We start from the raw sequence: 1,177 nt of genomic DNA on the forward strand, positions 1-1,177 counted from the left end.
GCCGATTGTTCCTGCGCGATGAGTGCTCTTCTCGCGTCTGGTAGTCGGACGAGTCTGAGGTGTCTTTGTGCGAGTTGCTCCGCTCCGGACCCAAGGCGGCACCGCACCCGATCAGCACCCGGGCGTTCTCCCCGGCCGACGTCATCGCCCTCCCTGACCGCCCGGTCTGGCAGCGGTCGGCCAAGGCGCCGGCGCCTGTCCCGGCCCCGGCGTCCGAGCCGCTGCGTCTGGTGAAGGACGCCGCCCCCGCGGCTGCCGTCCCGCAGGACCTGACCGACAACCAGAAGGCCGTGCTTCAGGCCGCGATCGACGGCACGTCGACCAACGCCGCCATCGCCAAGGCGACCGGCATCAACCCCGGCTCGGTCACCCGCGCGGTCGACGCGCTGGTCAAGCGCGGGCTCCTCGCCAAGGACGGCACGACGATCCGTACGGAGGTCGCCGCATGAGCGCCAACCTCGCCCAGGCCGTGGCCGACGCCCGCGCGGCGGAGACCAACACCGAGCAGATCGCGCAGATCCTCGCCGTGGTCCAGGCCGTACAGGCGGCCACCCCCGCCCCGGCCGCGCACGCCGCCTGCAGCTGCTCGACGCAGAAGGCCAGCGGATCGTCCGCCGGGAAGGTCGCCGCGTGGATCGCGGGCGGTGCCGCCTGCGCCTGCGTCCTGGTCGGCCTGTTCCTCGCGGTCGCCCTGGTCGCCGTCGCCGTGACGGTCGGCGGCTGCGTGTCGTACCTGCTCATCCGCGAGATCCGGAAGGGGAAGTGACCATGCCCAAGCGCAACTACACCGCCGCACCGGCGGTCGCCATGACCGCCGTGTCCATGGTCCTCACCCTGGCCGTGGTCGTGATGTGGCTCGGGGACTCGATGCCGTGGCCCGTCGCCCTGGTCGTCGGACTCGGCATCGACGGCGGCTGGCTCGCGACCCTCGCGTACGACCGGCGCCTGGCCGCTCAGGGTGACCACAACACCACGGTCACCGTGGTCGGGTGGGCGTTCGGCGCGGTCGCGACCGGCGTCCTGGTCGCCCACGCGCTCACCGCCGACGGATCCGCCGGCGCATGGCTCGCCGTCGCCTGGCTGCCGATCGCGGCCAAGGCCTTGTGGCTCGTGCACGGTCTCTGGGAGCGGACCGCGCTCACCAAGACCGCCCACGACCGGATCGCCACGATCCAGC

2 protein-coding genes and 1 pseudogene are annotated in these 1,177 nt (G+C 72.7%); all 3 read left to right on the top strand.

Going from position 1 to position 1,177, the window contains the following annotated elements:
• The first annotated feature begins 74 nt into the window (after positions 1 to 74).
• Complete coding sequence (locus ACFV9G_RS29960) at positions 75 to 449, top strand: winged helix-turn-helix transcriptional regulator (protein ID WP_378733143.1); 375 nt, start codon at positions 75 to 77, stop codon at positions 447 to 449.
• The gene (locus ACFV9G_RS29965; RefSeq protein ID WP_377541242.1) at positions 446 to 766 is read left to right on the top strand and encodes a hypothetical protein; all 321 of its coding nucleotides are present in this window, start codon (positions 446 to 448) and stop codon (positions 764 to 766) included. Before ACFV9G_RS29960 ends, ACFV9G_RS29965 begins: the two co-directional genes overlap by 4 nt.
• A 2-nt stretch (positions 767 to 768) precedes the next feature.
• Positions 769 to 1,177 (top strand): annotated as a pseudogene (locus ACFV9G_RS29970) (protein spdB); the annotation flags it as partial.

This window comes from Nocardioides sp. NPDC059952 (assembly GCF_042730435.1).
In the GTDB taxonomy this organism is placed as follows: domain Bacteria; phylum Actinomycetota; class Actinomycetes; order Propionibacteriales; family Nocardioidaceae; genus Nocardioides.

Bases quoted from the DNA above. Each gene is read 5' to 3' on its own strand.
- ACFV9G_RS29965 (WP_377541242.1), top strand. From the start codon at position 446: ATGAGCGCCAACCTCGCCCAGGCCGTGGCCGACGCCCGCGCGGCGGAG.